Source organism: Robbsia sp. KACC 23696 (assembly GCF_039852015.1).
GTDB lineage: Bacteria > Pseudomonadota > Gammaproteobacteria > Burkholderiales > Burkholderiaceae > Robbsia.
The window spans coordinates 1,169,294-1,185,284 of the sequence record NZ_CP156627.1 but is presented as its reverse complement, the minus strand read 5'-3'; the positions used below and the strand labels follow the sequence as shown (position 1 = coordinate 1,185,284).

Genomic DNA, 15,991 nt, shown 5'->3' with positions numbered 1-15,991 from the left:
CGGAAGATCAGACGACGCGCTGGCGGGAACCACTGTGGCCGATACACGTCACCGACACGATGTCTTGTCCATGGGCATTGCCCCTCGGAATTTTGCGAGCGAAAATCTGCGGCGCCTTTCGTCGTGCCGGTCCTTTTTACCGGTTCGTTTTTCAACGCTTCAGCGCGCATCGAAACGCGGCACCGTTTCCCCGCGCGCACTGCACCGGCGTCATGACTCAGCTTCGCGTCTTTCTCGCTTCGGTCCTCGGCACGATCGCCCTGTTCGTCCTGGCCTTATGGCTGAACGAGCATCTGTTTTCACACAGCGAATTCGTTCACGGCATCAATTGGATCTATCTGCCCGCCGGCATCCGCCTGCTCAGCACGCTCCTGCTGGCAGAAGCCGGCGCCGTCGGCTTATTGCTTGTTAGTTGGGGCGTCAATTTCGCCTACTTCTTCCCGCACGATCCCGATCGCGCGATCGTCGGCGGCTTCATCTCGTCAGCCGTCCCTTATCTGATCTACAAGGCCGCGCAATATCGCTATGGACTGCACGCGTCCTTGTCGAATCTGACCAGCGCTCGCCTGTTCGTGCTGATTCTGGCCTATTCGATCCTGGACCCGCTCGCGCTGCATATCTGGCTCGCATGGAAGGGACAGACCTATCTGCTGCTCGACGGCTTTATTGCGATGGCGAGCGGCAATCTGACTGGCACGATGCTGGTAATCTACACGCTGAAAGTCGGTCTCGCAGTCGCAAGTCGTCTATTGCCGCGCCCGGTGGCTCCCCCCAAAGCACCACACTCCATCCGTCAATGACCGCATCAATGCCCGATCACCCCCCCACCGCCCTCGACACGCCCCTCCGGGCCGACGCGACGCACGCCGCCACAGGCACGTGCGATGCCTCGGCCATCGCGATCCGTGCGGCCACGCCGGCCGACATGGTCGATGTGGCGCGCATCTACGCACCCTACGTCCTGTCCACGACGATTTCTTTCGAAACGGAAGCGCCGAGCGTGGAGACAATGGTGCAGCGACATCGCGATATCGTCGCCGCAGGTGCCCCTTATCTGGTGGCGGTAATGGCGGGACGGGTCGTCGGCTATGCCTATGCGGGGCCGTACAAGGCGCGCGCGGCCTATCGCTTCACCGTCGAACATTCGGTCTATCTCGACGGTACGGTCACCGGACGAGGGCTGGGCCGACGGTTGCTGGAAAGCCTGATCGCGGCCTGCCGTGCGGCAGGCATCCAGGAAATGATCGCGACGGTGGCCGGTGACGATAATGCCGCGTCGCTCGGCGTGCATGCGCGGTGCGGCTTCGTCCCGATCGGTCGCTTGCGGAATGTCGGATTCAAATACGACCGATGGATCGACGTAACGCTGATGCAGCTGTCCTTGCGCGACACGGTCGACGCAGCGTCGCCCGCTGCCTGAGATCGCGTGTCGCGTACGCTCGATGCGCTAGTCGGCCAGCGTGATCCAATTCGCGCCCTTTCCCACCGGGCAGCGATCCGACAGCGTCAATGCGCCGGTTGCTGCGGCGATTCGATAGACGGACAGGAAATCGGAACGCTCACCGCAGGCGAATAAATAGACGCCCGTCGCATCGATTGCAATGCCCCGCGGTTGCGTCTCCGTATCGATCCACGACACCGGCCGCCATCCGTCGGCACCGTCGGCTTCATGGACGACGATACGGCTCGACGTGCGCTCCGTCAGATAGAGGAAACGGTTATCGGGCGACACTTGTACGTCTGCCGCCCAAATCCAGCGCGCAAGCTCGCTGGGATCCGGTTGATCCGGATCGGAGAAATTCGGTCGCGCCCGTCCCGATATCAAGGCGGACAAGCCTGGGCTGCGCGGAGACGTCGATCGCCAAGAAAGCCGACCCGTATCGGGCGCCCGCGCATACGTCGAGACGACCGCCTGGAACTCGCTCAATACGTAGAGGAAAGCGCCATCCGCGCTCAGACGCATATGGCGCGGACCGAAATCGGCGCCGACGTCGACGATCTCGCTCACCGTCAACGTGCCGTCGCGCAAGGCGAAGCACCAGACCTGGCCGGCCCCGAGCGCCGATACATACACATGCCGGCCATCGGCCGACACCACGACCGCATGCGCATGCGCGACACCCTCGATCACCTGACGCGGGCGCACCAACGCGTCCGCGCTGTGCGATGTGTCGGCATCGGCAGCATCTGCACCATCGGCAGCATCGGCGCCACCGGCCCGTTGGTCGGCCCGCAGCAGCGCATCGACATCATAGACGCTGACACGGTTCTCACCGTATGACGCGCCGATCGCCGTCGTGCCGGCGGGATCGATTTCAAGATAGGCGAGGCTCGACGCGATCGGCGCACGTGCCATGCATGCCAGTTGCGCAGCATCGCCGGTGCCCGCGCCGCCGATCACGCGATACGCCACGATCCGACGATGCTCGCCCCGTGTGGCGGCAAGTAGCAACGGCCCTTCGGCACGCGCCGGCGGGCGGCCTGCCTGCCCGCCGGCGGACGCCGCTGCCGGTGCCGTTGCCGTTGCCGGGCGACGGTCCCAGCTCAGGGCCATCGGCATCACGACCGCATCGGCCTGATGCCGACGCAAAGCGGCCGACGCCAGAAAGCGGCCGCTGGCACGATCAAACGCGACACTGCCGATGTCCCCATCGAGCGCATGCGATACCCACGCCGTGAGGTAGGTCATAGCACGTTATCCCACAATGCCAGCGCATCGCCGGAGGGATTCGACGCCAGCTCCGGCTTATCGCGCAGCAGCATCGTCTCGCGCGGCTGCACGCCGGCGTCGTCGTCCTGCTTCGATCGGCTGCGTGCATGCGCGGCGGGATCCCGGTCCACCAACAACGCCGGACGCAGTTTCTGCGGCTCCGGAGAGTACGGCAGCCAGCGCGGCAACAGCCGCGATGCCGGTTCGCCGCCCTTGATGAACGCCACCCACGCGTCCTGCATCGCCCGCCCGATCGGCGGCATCGGCGCGTTGCCCTTGTAGAACATTTGCGTAAAGGGATCGTTCAGATTGCCCCACACCAAGGGCAGTTCGGAGCCGTGCACCGTATAGCCCTGGAAAGGCCCGAACGCCAGCGGCCGCTCGAAGCGATAGGACCACGTGTCGCCGCCCGCCAGCGCATGGGCATCGGCCAGACGGACCGTCGGCACCCAGTATTCCTCGGCGGTCAACATCGCGATGCGTCGGTCGAACGCCGACGTCGACGAGAAGGTCTGCTGATATCGCCGCGTCATCTTCTCCATATCGACGACGTGCAGCTGCGCCAATTCACGGGACGCGAACGGTGCCGCGGCGCTCGGGTCCTGACGCCCGGCGGCCAAGGCGTCGGGCGAGAAGAAGATCATGCTTTCATCGTGATTCGACCCGATCAACAAGCGCACTTGGTTCGACGCGCCCTTTGCAATCGCATCTTGCGGCCGCGCGGACAGCAAGGTGCCGTCGACGACGGAGCGGAAGGCAAACGCGCGTTGATACGATGCGATCGTCGCGGCCTGCGCTTGCAGGATCTTGTCGGGCGACGCCGTCAGCAGATCCTCCTTCTTCAGGCCTTGGGTGCCCAGCGCCTGCAAGAACAAGCCGGCGACCCGATCGGCCTCGGGCAAGTCGTGAACCGTCTGACCGCCCCCGCTTTCGATGATCGCCGACTGGAACAGGCCCGCGGACGCCGGCATCGCCATCAGCGCCGCCACCGACTTGCCGCCGGCCGACTCTCCGGCCAACGTGACCCGCGCCGGATCGCCGCCAAAGGCCGCGATATTGTTTCGCACCCATTGCAACGCCAGCAATTGATCGCGATTGGCATTATTGCCGCTGCCGCGATAGGCATCGCCGAGCACACTGCCCAATTCGAGGAAACCCAATGCCCCTACGCGATAATTAAGCGTGACACAGACGATCCCTTGCTCGGCGAAATGCGTGCCGTCGTAAATTGCCTGGCTCGATGCACCCGCGATATTGCTGCCGCCATAGATCCAGACGAACACCGGATGCGGGCCCGGCTCGACAGGGGCCCAAACGTTCAGCCGCAGACAGTCCTCGCTGATCGGCACGTCACCAAGGATCGACTGATCGGCGCCCGGCAGCTTGCGCGGGGACTGCACCGGCGCCGGACCGAAATCGAATCCGTTCCAGGTATCGTCCCACCCCGGCGAGGGCAGCGGCACCGGCGGTTTGAAGCGGAGCGCCCCTACCGGCGGCTGGGCATACGGGATTCCTTTGTACGCATCGACGCCCCCTTGGCGCATGCCGCGCATCGGCCCTGCAGGGGTCTGCAACGACACCGCCTCTTGCGGCGGCGCGGCGCGCCGCGCTGCGGCGTGCGCGAGCATGGGCATCGAAAACGCGCCGGCAAGTGCGGCGGAGTGCTGCAGGAAGGCACGACGTCCTTTCACGGATTCTCCTTTGGTGTATCGATTTGTCGAGGCGCGAACAAGACGTGCAAACGCATCATTCTTGACGATAGCGTGTAATCGGGATCGATTATGCCGATGAGCGGCCCCGGTCGTCCAGTTTCGACGAAAGATAACACCATGTAATGAAATGACGCTCGCGCCTATATCATCGAATAATGTCCCGACGCAGCGCCACATCATCGAAATCGCGACGATCATACCGATCCGTCCAAAGCATCGGCAATCACCGACATGCGCGTGCCAGTCATATTGGCGCGCGACGCGGCACAGCATCCGGAGCCCTTCCGGCTGACGGTGCTATGCCCGTGAAAAGAGGGCCGCCGCGCGGCTTAGGCATAATAGGCGAGATTGCCCCCTTCACCGTGCGGCGCGAGGTCAGCAGCCGCATCGATGCACCGAGCCCGCCATGACCGCATTCGCGCCATCCAGCACGTCCGACCCGAAACGTCCCGCATCCGGCGCCTCCGCGGCCGACGCCGAACCGGCCGGTACAGTCGGGCCGATCGCGGGTGCCGCGACAGCCGGCGTGCCGGACAAGGACCGGCCGCTATTCGACGACATTCGCTTCCTCGGGCGCCTGCTCGGCGAAGTCGTCCGGGATCAGGAGGGCGAGGCGATGTATGCGCTCGTCGAAACCATCCGCCAGACGGCGGTACGCTTTCGACGCGATGGCGATGCGGCTGCGGGGCAGGCACTCGATACCTTGCTGAACGGCCTTAGCGATCCTCAGATGGTGTGCGTGGTCCGCGCCTTCAGTTATTTCTCGCATCTGGCCAATATCGCCGAAGACCGGCACCATAACCGGCGGCATCGCCACCATGAACTGGCCGGCACGCCGCCGCGCGCCGGCTCGCTGCCGTATGCCCTGGCGCGCCTGCGCGATGCCGGCATCTCCGACGCCGCGCTGCACGCCGCACTCGGCGATATGTTGATCGTGCCTGTTTTGACTGCGCACCCCACCGAAGTCCAGCGCAAGAGCATTCTCGACGCGCAAAACGCGATTGCCACGCTGCTGGCCCAGCGCGATACGCCCCAGAGCCCGCGCGAACGGCTGGCATCGGATGCGCAGCTTCGGGCGCAGATCACGACGCTGTGGCAGACCCGAATGCTGCGCCCGGCGCAACTGAGCGTCGAGGACGAAATCACGAATGCGCTCTCCTACTACGGCACGACCTTTCTCGAACAATTGCCGGCCTTGTATGGCGATCTCGCCGATGCCTTGCAAGCCACCGGGCCGCTGCCGCCCTTCCTGCGCATGGGCAGCTGGATCGGCGGCGATCGGGACGGCAACCCCAATGTCAATGCGCAGACGCTGACGATCGCCGTCCGCAGGCAGGCGCGTGTCGCGTTCACCTTCTACCTCGATCAGATCGCCGCATTGCGCGCCGAACTGTCGCTGTCGACCACGCTGGTATCGGTGACGTCGGCGTTGGACGCGCTGGCCATGCTGTCGGATGCCTGGATCACGCCCTCGACGCATCGAGAAGACGAACCCTATCGCCGCGCGCTCAGCGGCATCGCCTTGCGGCTCCGGGCCACGGCCTCGCAACGCGAGGTCGATCTGCCGAACCGCCCCGCGCTCCCCGCGAACGCGCCCGCCAGCGCGCCGCCCTATGACGATGCTGTCGCATTCGCCGAAGACCTCGCCACCGTCGAGGCGTCGCTGCACGCCCACCACGGCGGTGCGCTGGCGGCCTTGCGTCTGACACCGTTGCGGCAGGCCGTTGCGATCTTCGGCTTTCATCTCGCGAGTCTGGACCTGCGTCAAAGCTCGGATGTCCATGAAAAAGTCATCGCCGAACTCTGCGCGCTTGCCGGTGAGGCAGATTACACGCAACGCGACGAAGCGGCGCGTGTCGACTGGCTGACGCAGGAACTGGCCCATGCACGTCCTTTACGCAGCCGCTACGCGAGATATAGCGATCTTGCGGAAGGCGAGCTTGCAATATTCGAACAGGCCGCGCGGATGCGACGGCAATTCGGCGCGGAAACCGTGCCGCACTACATCGTCTCGCACACGGAAACGGTCAGCGACCTGCTGGAAGTCCTGCTGCTGCAGAAGGAAACCGGCTTGCTCGCCGAGGGCGACGGTGCCGGCATCATGGTGATCCCCTTGTTCGAGACCATCGAAGACCTGGAGAATGCGCCGGCCATCATGTCCGCCTGGCTCGACCTGCCGCAGACGCAGGCGCGCATGCAAGCCCGGGGGCGCGAACAGGAGGTGATGCTCGGGTATTCCGACAGCAACAAGGACGGCGGCTTCCTGACATCGAACTGGGCGCTGTATCGGGCCGAACAGGCGCTCGTCACGGTGTTCGCGTCGCGCAATGTGCAATTGCGCTTGTTTCATGGGCGCGGGGGCACCGTCGGGCGCGGCGGCGGTCCGACCTATCAAGCCATCCTGTCGCAACCGGCAGGCACCGTGCAGGGGCAGATACGGCTTACCGAGCAGGGCGAACAGATCGCCGCGAAGTTTGGCAATCCGACCATCGGACGACGAAATCTGGAGGCCTTGGTCGCGGCAACGTGGGAAGCCACCTTGCTCAGCGCAGGCAGCCCGCAGACCGACGCTGATACCAATGCCGATACCGACGCGGATGCCGATGCGAACGAAGCCCGGCTTGCACACTATGGGCGGATCATGGATCAACTATCGGCCGCGGCGCGCAAGGCGTATCGTGCGCTGGTCTACGACACGCCGGGTTTCGTCGATTATTTTTTCGCCGCGACCCCGATCGCGGAGATCGCCGACCTGAACCTCGGCAGTCGGCCGGCATCGCGCGCGCTGCAGAATCCCGCAACGCGCTCCTTATCGCAGCTCCGCGCGATACCGTGGGGCTTCTCGTGGGGCCAGTGCCGTTTGTTGTTGCCGGGTTGGTATGGCTTCGGCAGCGCCGTCGCGGCATGGTTGGCGCAGTGCGACGCGGACGATCATGCCGCGGCGGATGGCGCCGTCGATCGACTCACCGCGCTCCAGCAGATGTATCGGCAATGGCCCTTCTTCACGACCCTGCTGTCGAACATGGATATGGTGCTAGCGAAAACCGACCTGCCACTGGCCTCGCGTTACGCGGGACTGGTGCCGGATCCCGCATTGCGCGATGCGATCTTCAGCGAGATCCAACGCGAATGGCAAACCACCGTCGACGTCTTGCGCAGCATCACTGGCCAGACAGAACGACTTGCCGACAATCCACTGCTTGCGCGCTCGATCCGCAACCGCTTTCCCTATCTGGATCCGCTGAACCATCTGCAGGTCGAGCTACTGCACCGCAGTCGCAGCGGCGAAGCGAGTGCGAAATTGCGCAGCGGGATCAAGCTATGCATCAATGGCGTCGCGTCCGGTTTGCGGAATACCGGCTAAGCGGACAGACGGCACCATCGTCTGCAATCGCGATTTACCACGCCGGATTGTCGAGGACGTAGAACAGCGCGCCGGAGATCAGCATCGTCACCGGCAGCGTGACGATCCATGTCAAGCCGATCCGAATCAGCATGCCGGGCTGCAAGCCCTGGCCGCCCGCCGCCATGGTGCCCGCAATCCCCGACGTGACGATGTGGGTCGTACTGACCGGCAGGCCGGTAAAGCCGGCCGTACCGATCAGCACGGACCCTACCAGCTCCGCGCTGGCGCCCTGTCCGGGCGTCATATGCTGCTTGCCAAGCCGTTCGCCGAGCGTGCGCACCACGCGCTGATAGCCGAACATCGTCCCGACACCCAGGCACAACGCACTGAGAAGGCGCACCCAGAGCGGCGCGTATTCGACCGGCTCACGCATCGCCTTGCGGATCGCGTCCGCTTGTTGGCGTTCGGCCGGCGACGCGTCGCTGGAACCGGCGACATGCTTCATTTCCGAGACGATCTGATAGACATCGCCGCGGAGCTGCGCACGGGTGGCGGAAAGCGGGACATCGTTGCCGCTGGGCGCGCTGGCCTGCCCCGCGCGTTGCGCGGTCAATGCCTGCGCTTGCTGCGCCAGCATGTCGGCGGACGCCTGTAATCGGCGCGCCGATACGAGGGCCTCGGCCTTGATGTCGTCGCCATGGCGCGCGATCAGCGGGGCGGCGCGGGCGGCATATTCGCTCAATCCGCGCAATTGCGTATCGGCTGCGGGGTTCAGCGCATAGGTCGCCGGCAGGATGCCGATGATCGTCAGCATGATCAAGCCGATGCTTTTTTGGCCATCGTTGGTGCCGTGCGAGAAACTGACCGAGGTGCATGTCAGAATCAGCAGCGCGCGCATCCACCACACCGGCGGCTGATTCGGCTCGGGCGGCACGAATAGATGCCCGCGTCCTCGCAGCAGGATTCGGAGCAAGCCGTAGAGGATGCCGGCGGCGATGAAGCCAAGGATCGGCGACACGGCGAGGCCTTTCAACACCGTCACGATCTGCTTCCAATCGACGCCTTGCGTGAGGCTGCGCGACTGCAACAGCGCGTCCGCCGCCGCAACCCCGATCAACGAGCCGATGATGCAGTGCGAGCTGCTGTTGGGCACGCCAAAGGCCCAGGTCAGGATATTCCAGAACAAGGCCGATGCGAATATCGCCACAAGCATGGGCACGGCAGGCGCGCCATTGGGTGGCGTCAGCACATCTGGCGGCAGGATTTCGACAAGCGCATACGCTACCGCGATGCCGCCCAACAGGACGCCGACGAAATTACAGATGCCGGACCACACGACCGCCTGCGTCGGCTTCAGGGAATTCGTATAAATCACGGTTGCGACGGCATTCGATGCATCATGAAAACCGTTCGTTGCTTCGAATGCGAGCACCATGAAAAAACAAACGACGAGCATTGCAATGACAATGCCGGATGACGGCACAAAATGTGACAGCATCAAGAGATCTCGGAAAGGCGCGTTGGCAGGATGCCAGGCGGTGGCGCGATGCCAAGCGACCATCCGCCTATCGCGGATGACGATGCCCGATGCGATGCGCCGTGGCGCATCGCGATGTCTGCATCAGCGCAGGCCTTTCAGATCCTAAGGACGTCCAGTGACAACCGTAAGGCAGAATTATTCGCTTTGCTAACAGGCACGTTTATTGAACAAGCGCCCGCGCAGGCGGCGATAACGCCCCTCCCTAATGGCGATCGACAGCAGATTAGGACGATCCTAGTGGAGCAATTTGTTTCGTGTGACCAACCATATCGCCTGTTAGTTGCATATGCGCGATCAGGTCAATTCAACGCGAGCGCTTCCGCCGCATTGACCGGCGATCCTTCCAGCGCGTCCGAGGGCCGGCCGTCCGGGCCGACAGGAATATCGCCGACCAGCGTCGTCCGATAGAGCTGCCGATCGAAATCGAGATCGAAGATGTCCGTCGGGGCGAGATGCGCGGTCGAACGGTTATCCCAAAATGCGAGGCTGTTCGCCTCCCATTTGAAGCGGACGGTAAAGCGTGGCTGTACGATATGTTCCCAGAGCAATTCGAGCAGGCCCTGACTTTCGCGCGGCGTCAAACCGACGATATGCTTCAGGAAACTCGGGCTGACATACAGCGCCCGCTCCCCCGTCTCCGGATGCACGCGCACCAGCGGATGCTCGCTGACAAGGATGCGCTTCTCCACGGCATCTCGATAATCGCTCGTCGCCTGAGCGCCGGCAGGCGGCGCGAAACGGTGCACGCCGCGCAAACCGTCGACGAAATGCCGCAAGGGCGCCGACAAAGCCGCATACGCCGCGACCAGATCCGTCCATTGCGTATCGCCGCCATACGGCGGAATCGTCACGCCGCGAAGAATCGATGCGAAGGGCGGATTGACGGCAGCCGTGACATCGGTGTGCCAACCGCTCCAAGGCCGATGTACCGCCTGTCCACCAAAGCGGGTCGATTGTCGAAACTTCGCGATCGAATAGACTTCAGGATGATCGGGGACATGCCCGAAGACCGGGTGTCCCAAGGTCAATTCGCCGAACTGGGCGGAAAATGCAACCTGCTGCGCATGCGTCAGCGGCTGGTCTCGAAAAAAGATCACTCGCCATTTCAACAGCGCGGCACGTATCGCGGAAACCTCGGACGCCGACAACGGCACCGAGAGATCGACCCCTTCTATTTCAGCACCGATATGCGCCGACAGCGGTTTGACGATCACTGTCTCTATCGGGTCGTTCTCGATCACAGCACGCATCGCAAGCATCCTTTAAATAAGAGGCATCCTCTGGAATCAAACCGTTCTTCGTGTCATGCCGGCGTGCCCGTATCCGCGGCAACAGGACGAGACGGACGCGATGGCAGCGGCGCACGCGACACCGTCGTCGATGCGAGCGCTTGCGTGACATGACTGCCGGGCGCGACATCGTCTGTCACCCATACGTTGCCGCCGATCACCGCGCCCCGCCCTATCGTGATCCGCCCCAGAATCGTCGCGCCGGCGTAGATCACCACGTCGTCCTCGACGATCGGATGACGCGCCAGGCCTTTTTCGAGATTCCCGTCCGCATCGCGCGGAAAGCGTTTGGCGCCCAGCGTCACCGCCTGATAGATCCGCACCCGTTCGCCGATAATCGCGGTCTCGCCGATCACGACGCCGGTGCCGTGATCGATAAAGCAGCCCTTTCCGATCTGCGCGCCAGGATGAATATCGACGCCGGTTTCGCCATGGGCCCGCTCGGCCAGCATCCGCGCAAGCAAGGGCAAGCCGAGCTTGAACAACTCGTGCGCCAGCCGATGGTGAATAATGGCGAGAATGCCCGGATAGCACAGCAGTACCTCATCGACGCTCCCTGCTGCCGGATCGCCTTGATAGGCGGCAAGTACATCGGCATCGAGCCGCGAACGGATCGACGGCAAACGCGAGGCGAACGTCTGCACAAGGTCATGCGCATCGACACCGTGCGTCTCGCCCTGTTCACGGAAGCGGGCCGAATAACGCAATTCGAGCCGTGCCTGCGTGAGCAAGGCGTTCAGTGCGGCATCGAGACCATGGGCGACGAAAAGATCCTCGCTTTCCTGGCGAAGATCGGGCGGCCCGAGCCGCATCGGAAACAGCACGCCCTTCAGCGTGTCGACAATGCCTTTGAGCGCCTCGGGAGAAGGCAGATCGCGGCCGCCGGCCTCGATTGCCCGTTGCTGGCGTCTGCGCCAATCGTGCCGTGCCGTATGCAGGGAACGGACGATTCCGTCGATGTCGAATGCGGCCACGTCGATACTCCCTTTCTACTTTTTTTATAAGAAACACTTCGAAACCCGCGACCTGGGCATGCGTGGCGCAACCGCGCCCTGCACGCCCGACAGCCACCGCACTACGGCGGCCGGTCGGCAGTGCCTCAAGCCACAGCCACGCCGAGCTGCGACAACACCTGCTGTCGAAGTTCGACGAAATGCGGGTCGTCGCGATGACGCGGATAGGGGCGATCGTACGGAATATCGGCAATGATCCGTGCGGGACGATCGCTGAACACGATCACGCGCGTTGCCATGAACAAGGCTTCCTCGACATCGTGGGTCACGAGCAGCGTCGTGAAACGACTGCGGTTCCACAATGCCAGCAATTCGCTTTGCATCTTCAAACGCGTCAGCGAATCGAGTTTGCCGAACGGTTCGTCCAGAATCAGCAGTGACGGATCGTTGACCAGCGCACGGGCGATGGCTGCACGTTGCGCCATGCCGCCCGACAACTGGTGCGGATACGCATTCGCGAACGCCGAGAGCCCCACCGTGGCCAGCGCTTCATCGATACGCCCCTCGGCATCGCGTCGGCGCTGCGCCGCCGGTCCCAGGCCGACGTTGCGACGGACCGTAAGCCAGGGATACAGCGTCGGATCTTGAAATACCACGACCCGATGCGGATCGGGGCCCGTGATGACGTCGCCATTAAAATGCAAGCTGCCCTGGCGTGGCGTCTCCAATCCGGCCACGAGCCGCAGCAAAGTCGACTTGCCGCAGCCACTCGGCCCCAGCAAGGCGACAAAGTCGCCGGGTTCGGCGGTGAAGCGCACATCCTCAAGCACCGGCAGCGATGCGCCATCCAGTGCGAACGCATGGCTGATGTCGCGCACTTCGAGACGCCCTGCCGCCGGCGCCTGCGTTTCCACTCGCGTCGCTACCATTTCAGCAACCCCTTTTGCCATACCAGTAATCGGCCGCGTACCGCGAACAGCAGCGAAATCAGCCCCGAACACATCAATGCCATCACCAACAGCGCCGCATACATATTGCTGTACGCCGCCCACCCTTGCGCCCACTGCAGATACCAACCGAGACCGGCCTTCACGCCCATCATCTCGGCCACGACCAGCACCGAAAACGAAGCGCCTAATCCCATAAACAGGCCGACGAAGACCGACGGCAATGCCGCCGGAACGGCAACACGCAAGACGAGAAACGACGGCTTGCCGCCCAAGGTCCTGGCAATATCGTAAAAAGCCGGATTGACGCTCGCGACGCCGGACCAGGTCAGCACCGCCACGGGGAAACCGCTCGCCAGCGCGATCAGGAAAATACTGGCCGAGAAGCTCGACGGAAAGAAGAAAAAGGCCAAAGGCAGCCAGGCCACTGCCGGCAGCGGACCGATGATGCGCAAGACCGGATGAACCCAATAGCCGACGATGCGAGACCAGCCCACCCCTACGCCGACGACGAAGCCCGCAATGGCGCCACCGATATATCCGATCAACAGAAGCCGCAATGAATACAGCAGGCTGACGCCCAGCTTGGTGTAATCGGTGAGGAAGACATCGAGCAGGGACTGCGGCGGCGCGAAAAAGGGACGGGGCAGCACGCTGAACTTGGCCGTAATGATTTCCCACGCCGAAAATGCGATCGCCAGCACGATCGCCCAGGGAAACAGATAGGTAATCTTGCCGACGCGCGCCTGTTGCAAGGCCTCCGCATTCGTCCGCGCTCCGACAAACGTGCCGAGCAGCAGGATCCCGGCAACGATGGCGGACAATATCGTCAACGCCGTCGTCGAGGGGAACTCATCGTAATTCGGCCAGACGCCGACGATTGCGGCAAGTCCTGCCCATCCGGCAGTGGCCAAGCCACCCAGAATCAGCACACGCCGATTGACGTGCGCCGTACGTCCGATCGGATCGGCGGCATGCGATACCGGTCCGATAGCGCCTTTCGGCGACGACTCAGATGGGGAATAAGACATGATCGGAAAGGGTTCTCCAAAAAAAGGCCGTCGCATCGAAACCGTTACGGATCGCGATAGCGCGTCCTTACGCTGTCTCAGAAATCGATGCGGCGCCCGGCCCGGCATGGCACTCAGGCCAGCACGTCGGCATAGACACGCTTCGCAAATTTGTCCGCATCGGTACTGGCGTTCATCACGCCAATCAACTTCAGATCGTTGGCGTAGTCCCGAATTTCCATCTCCAGCATGTCCGAATGCGGATGGTGGTGATGGTTCATCGACTGCAACATCGCCACCAGATCATCCACCGGCACCTTCGGCGCATACGAGGCGAAAATTTCCGCCGCGCCCCGCTGGTTGTTCGCCACCCATTCCGACGCCTGCTGAATCGAACGCGACAGCGCCACCGCCGTTGGCCGATCCTTGCGCACGACATTGCCTGCCACCGCCAGCACACAACAAGAGCGGTTCGCATATTCGCCAGTCATGTTCGAGGCGATTTCTTTTAAGTCGTAGTTTTTCTTGACCAGCCAGATGACGGGATCGTTATCCGCCACGGCATGGACTTCGCCATTCGTGATGGCATGTCCCAGCAGATCCGAGGGATAGGCGCGCCATTGCACGTCGTTTTCGGGATCGATACCCTGCTTCTTCAGCAATATCGAAAAGAAATTCTTCGACGGGCTCGCCATATCGCTGACGCCGATCGTCTTCCCTTTCAACTGCGCGAGCGTATCCACGCCGCCGGTCTTGCTTGCCAGCAACCGGATGCAACCGCTGTGTAATCCCGACAAGATCTTCACATCGAAGCCTTGTTCCAAAGGCTTCAACCACCGCAACGCCATGCCTACACCGGCATCGGCGCGCTGCGAGGCAATTGCTTCGAGCAACTGGTCGGTGGAACCGGCAAAGTTGATAAAGGACACATCCAGGCCATTTTGCGCAAAAATGCCTTGCTTCAATGCCACCGGGACCGGCACCGTACAGACGGCCGTCGCGCTCCACGCGATGGTGACCTTCTTCAAGGGCTTGGATTGCTGCGCAAACGCGCGCTGCCCCGTGATGATCAGTGGCGCGGCCAGTACCGCGGCCGAGGCCTTCAATAAACGGCGGCGTTCCGGGGAAATCATGAAGGGCGATACGGATGCGTCGGTATCGGAATCGTGCTGCGTCGACATCAGGCTCCCCACATTACTTTTTATGGAATGTGATGCAGCATAGACCCGACGATTGCCCCGAGAAACCAAGCATTTCAGCTTTGGATATCTATTTTGTACGTTTCCGGCAGGATCGGCTCGAACGACGCGCCGGCGCACAGCCATACGAGATCGAGACGCAACACGTCGCATAGGCGGCGGCAGTCGCCGCTGCTCGGCAGCAAAATCCCGCGACGCCAGTACTCGACGACGTTTTCCGCGACGCGGAGTGCCTTCGCAAGCCGGCCGGATGTGAGATGAGCCCGTTTCAACGTGGCGTTCAGGCGCGCGGCGAACGCCCGACGGCCACGATTGCTCCGGTTCGTTATTTCAAGATGTTGCGTCAGATTGAATGCACCATGCATGATATCGACAAGGTTTCATGATCGAGAACCCTGACGGTATCAAATCGGCAACGCAATCCAAACGAAGAAATGATGCTGGGCTTTCCTTTGGAACCTTATCGGAAAAAGTCATATGCGCCGCAACCGTAGGGCGCCAGAGGTCAGGCAATCGCTTGGATACCATTCTTTTCTATTACAGTCAGTAAACGCAAAGCTGGCCCCCCCGGCTTTTTGACGCCCCTTTCCCAATCGGAAACGAGGTTTTTACTGACGTTCAAATAGAGTGCAAAGATGGGCTGGGATAGGTGCTCCCGCTCACGTAGCGCCCGAATGCGTTCAGGCAACATCGGTTCAATTGGCGTGATGCAACGCTCATCGAACTCACGCATGGTCTGCTTGTCGATCGCGCCGACCTCATGCAGGGCCTCCATGGTCTCGTGGATGGCCGCGTACGCCTCACTTCGGTATTTTTTCGCCACGTTCATGTACCTCTGTAAATTGCTCAGCCTCGACCAACCTGGCTAGGTTCGCCTCTGACAGCCCTAGCACATGGCATGCGGCGTTTTTGAACGCTATCTCCTCGCCCTGGTCAATATTGTCACGATCATTTTTGGCGAAGCCATAGACGAAGAAGGCACGCACCCCTCTGCGGTACAGGATAATCGTACGAAAGCCGCCGGAGGTGCCTCGCCCCAGCCGAGCTACCCGCTGCTTGATGACTCACCACCCAGGTGAGCATCGACCAACCCCCGCTCAATGCGGTTGATTGCATGCAAAAGCGTGTTATCCGCAATGCCCTCCTTTAGGGCGAATCGCGCGAACCACGCGTTTTTGAAAACCCTAATGCAACCAACTTGATGCCGCAAATATAACACATAGTGTTACGATTCTGCGCAACTTTTAGAGTGCGCTACAACAACTGGCGTCAGTCGACGATCCGG

General features: G+C 62.3%; 13 protein-coding genes and 1 pseudogene. 4 read left to right on the top strand and 10 right to left on the bottom strand.

The window, feature by feature from the left end:
- Positions 1 to 212 precede the first annotated feature (212 nt).
- The gene (locus ABEG21_RS19800; RefSeq protein WP_347557132.1) at positions 213 to 800 is read left to right on the top strand and encodes a hypothetical protein; all 588 of its coding nucleotides are present in this window, start codon (positions 213 to 215) and stop codon (positions 798 to 800) included.
- 8 nt (positions 801 to 808) lie between these two features.
- Positions 809 to 1,420 carry an N-acetyltransferase family protein gene (locus ABEG21_RS19795; RefSeq protein WP_347557131.1) on the top strand — a complete coding sequence of 204 codons (612 nt, stop codon included), beginning with the start codon at positions 809 to 811 and terminating at the stop codon, positions 1,418 to 1,420.
- A gap of 27 nt (positions 1,421 to 1,447) precedes the next feature.
- Here ABEG21_RS19795 and ABEG21_RS19790 read toward each other — a convergent pair whose 3' ends face one another.
- Positions 1,448 to 2,689 (bottom strand): beta-propeller fold lactonase family protein, encoded by a 1,242-nt coding sequence (locus tag ABEG21_RS19790; RefSeq protein WP_347557130.1) that lies wholly within the window; start codon positions 2,687 to 2,689, stop codon positions 1,448 to 1,450.
- Positions 2,686 to 4,401: a carboxylesterase family protein gene (locus ABEG21_RS19785; protein WP_347557129.1), complete on the bottom strand. Its 1,716-nt coding sequence runs from the start codon at positions 4,399 to 4,401 to the stop codon at positions 2,686 to 2,688. The genes ABEG21_RS19790 and ABEG21_RS19785 overlap by 4 nt, the downstream gene beginning before the upstream one ends.
- Before the next feature lie 427 nt (positions 4,402 to 4,828).
- Between ABEG21_RS19785 and ppc the strand changes: the two genes are divergently transcribed.
- Entirely contained in the window at positions 4,829 to 7,786 is a 2,958-nt protein-coding gene (gene ppc, locus ABEG21_RS19780; protein ID WP_347557128.1) for a phosphoenolpyruvate carboxylase, read from the top strand.
- 34 nt (positions 7,787 to 7,820) lie between these two features.
- Here ppc and ABEG21_RS19775 read toward each other — a convergent pair whose 3' ends face one another.
- The 6 genes from ABEG21_RS19775 to ABEG21_RS19750 all read right to left on the bottom strand — a co-directional run bounded on the left by ABEG21_RS19775 (position 7,821) and on the right by ABEG21_RS19750 (position 14,688).
- The gene (locus ABEG21_RS19775; protein WP_347557127.1) at positions 7,821 to 9,266 is read right to left on the bottom strand and encodes an inorganic phosphate transporter; all 1,446 of its coding nucleotides are present in this window, start codon (positions 9,264 to 9,266) and stop codon (positions 7,821 to 7,823) included.
- A gap of 341 nt (positions 9,267 to 9,607) precedes the next feature.
- Positions 9,608 to 10,558: a TauD/TfdA family dioxygenase gene (locus ABEG21_RS19770; RefSeq protein WP_347557126.1), complete on the bottom strand. Its 951-nt coding sequence runs from the start codon at positions 10,556 to 10,558 to the stop codon at positions 9,608 to 9,610.
- 53 nt (positions 10,559 to 10,611) lie between these two features.
- Positions 10,612 to 11,571 (bottom strand): serine O-acetyltransferase EpsC, encoded by a 960-nt coding sequence (gene epsC / locus ABEG21_RS19765; RefSeq protein WP_347557125.1) that lies wholly within the window; start codon positions 11,569 to 11,571, stop codon positions 10,612 to 10,614.
- Between the two features lie 125 nt (positions 11,572 to 11,696).
- The gene (locus tag ABEG21_RS19760; protein WP_347557124.1) at positions 11,697 to 12,479 is read right to left on the bottom strand and encodes an ABC transporter ATP-binding protein; all 783 of its coding nucleotides are present in this window, start codon (positions 12,477 to 12,479) and stop codon (positions 11,697 to 11,699) included.
- Positions 12,473 to 13,528, bottom strand: a complete 1,056-nt coding sequence (locus ABEG21_RS19755; protein ID WP_347557123.1) for an ABC transporter permease subunit — start codon at positions 13,526 to 13,528, stop codon at positions 12,473 to 12,475. The genes ABEG21_RS19760 and ABEG21_RS19755 overlap by 7 nt, the downstream gene beginning before the upstream one ends.
- Before the next feature lie 113 nt (positions 13,529 to 13,641).
- A complete protein-coding gene (locus ABEG21_RS19750; RefSeq protein WP_347557122.1) occupies positions 13,642 to 14,688 on the bottom strand; it encodes an ABC transporter substrate-binding protein in 1,047 nt (348 codons plus the stop codon).
- Between the two features lie 275 nt (positions 14,689 to 14,963).
- On the opposite strand from ABEG21_RS19750, the gene ABEG21_RS19745 reads away from it, so the two are divergent.
- Complete coding sequence (locus ABEG21_RS19745; RefSeq protein ID WP_347557121.1) at positions 14,964 to 15,092, top strand: hypothetical protein; 129 nt, start codon at positions 14,964 to 14,966, stop codon at positions 15,090 to 15,092.
- Between the two features lie 119 nt (positions 15,093 to 15,211).
- Here the strand turns inward: ABEG21_RS19745 and ABEG21_RS19740 are convergent, their stop codons facing one another.
- Both ABEG21_RS19740 and ABEG21_RS19735 read right to left on the bottom strand, forming a co-directional pair.
- The gene (locus ABEG21_RS19740) at positions 15,212 to 15,529 is read right to left on the bottom strand and encodes a DNA-binding transcriptional regulator (RefSeq protein ID WP_347558092.1); all 318 of its coding nucleotides are present in this window, start codon (positions 15,527 to 15,529) and stop codon (positions 15,212 to 15,214) included.
- A pseudogene (locus tag ABEG21_RS19735) lies at positions 15,507 to 15,925 on the bottom strand (type II toxin-antitoxin system RelE/ParE family toxin). The gene ABEG21_RS19740 and the pseudogene ABEG21_RS19735 overlap by 23 nt, the downstream one beginning before the upstream one ends.
- Between the last annotated feature and the right edge of the window lie 66 nt (positions 15,926 to 15,991).